General features: G+C 74.7%; 1 protein-coding gene. It reads right to left on the minus strand.

The annotated features are described in order from the left end of the window. Positions 1 to 1032: 1032 nt before the first annotated feature. Positions 1033 to 1689, minus strand: a 657-nt coding sequence (locus ACTIDRAF_RS0223345) for a nuclease-related domain-containing protein (RefSeq protein WP_016701118.1), incomplete at its 5' end; no start/stop codon positions are given.

The raw sequence follows: 1689 nt of genomic DNA on the forward strand, positions 1-1689 counted from the left end.
CCGGGGCGGCGGTGGCGGGCCGGTGGAGCCGGTCGCGGCCCGGCCGGGTCGCCCCCGGCGCCGGTCCGGCCCTGGCGGAGGGGCGGTGCTTCGTCGCCCTCCACCGCCGGTCCGTGGTGGGTGCGGCACCGGGGAGGAGGCGGAGCCGGGCCCGCCATCGGGCCCGCGGCTCTCGCGGACCCCCGTGGGCGGGGTGCCGAGTGGGACGTCGGTGCCGGCCACCGGTCGCGGCCCTCACGACTGGCCCGGCCCACGGCGCCCGGTGGTGCTCGAGCCGTGCTGACCTGCTCGGAGCACCCCCACGCGCGGCCGGGGATCCCGGCTGAGGGCCGTCGGGTGGTGGATCGGGAGACCCGAACCCGCCGGGCCGCGACCGGGCGGCCCGCCGCGCTGGTGGCATCCGGGTCTGTCTCGTTCCCCGGGTTGGGGAACACCGTGTCGGAACGTCGGCTGACCACGTCGTGGGTCCCGGGGAGGTGGAACCCGGGTAGCTCGTCGCTGGCCTTCCGGGGCGGACGAGCGGGGTAGTGCGTCCGTGCGGTCCGACACCACGACCTCCCCGTGTTCGGTGCGCCTCCCGCCATACTCGCGCAGCTCGGTCACCGCGGGTACGGGAACCGTGACCGGTTGGTCCGGATGGCCGAGGGCACCCGGTGCCGCACTCCACCGACCGCACCACGGGCCGGTGGAGCTGGGGAGGGGCGTGCGGAACCGGCCGCTCGCCGACCGTGCGCGGACGACCCCGCGCACAACACCGTCGGTGTCGAGGATGCCACTCGGATGGCGGTCGGCCGCCGGTTCGGGCAACTGGGCGGCCGAGAAGAAGGGCCGGCGCGGCGGTCGCCTCACGGCGATGACCCGAACGCGGCTCCGGCCGGACCGGTATTCCGCGACGGCCGAGTGTTGAGCCCGGGGGACACGACCGCGCCGGCACCTCCTGACTACCCCAGGGCGGCCGCATCCATGCCTCGTCCCGGGAACGTGTTCGTGCTCCGGGGGCGGCCCGTCGGTGTCCCGGGGCGGAGGGCCTGCTCAGGACCGGGCTGAGGCGGACACCACCTGGTTCAGGATCGCCTTGAACAGTTCGGTGTCCACGGCGGTGGGGTCCTCGGCGAGCCACGCGCCGACCTCGTCGACGAACCGTTCCGGGGTCATCGGGGCGGAGACCAGGTTATCGTCCTCCTCGGTGGTGATCTCACCGGTGCGGCTCGGGTAGAGCAGCAGCACGCCTCTCACCTCCACTCCGGGCAGCAACCGCCGGTAGGCGGCGACCACGTCGGGGAGACGGGCACTTCCTCCCCGGAACGGGTGGCCGTTGCGCCAGAGCTCACCGTCCTCGTCGACGGCGTAGTGCCCGGGCAGCCAGGCCCTGGACTCGACGAGCACCAGGCGACGGCCGCAGAGCACCGCGTGGTCGACGTCGGCGAACACGGAGTCCGGCATGGCGAGCCCGTGGAAGATCCGCACGCCGGGAATCCGGGTCAGGTACGTCGCCAGCAGGTCGGCGGTGAGCTGTTCGGCGATCTCGTCCCGTTCCGCTCCTGGCCGGCCGAACACCCGGGTGTCGCCGAACTCCTCGGCGAAAGCGCGGTCCGCCCGGCTCGCCTCCAGCTGGCGCCGCACGATGCGGATCACCCAGCCAGCGGCGGCGGCGACCAGCAGCAGCCACATCATCAGCGAGACCGGCGA

The organism is Actinoalloteichus spitiensis RMV-1378, from assembly GCF_000239155.1.
In the GTDB taxonomy this organism is placed as follows: domain Bacteria; phylum Actinomycetota; class Actinomycetes; order Mycobacteriales; family Pseudonocardiaceae; genus Actinoalloteichus_B; species Actinoalloteichus_B spitiensis.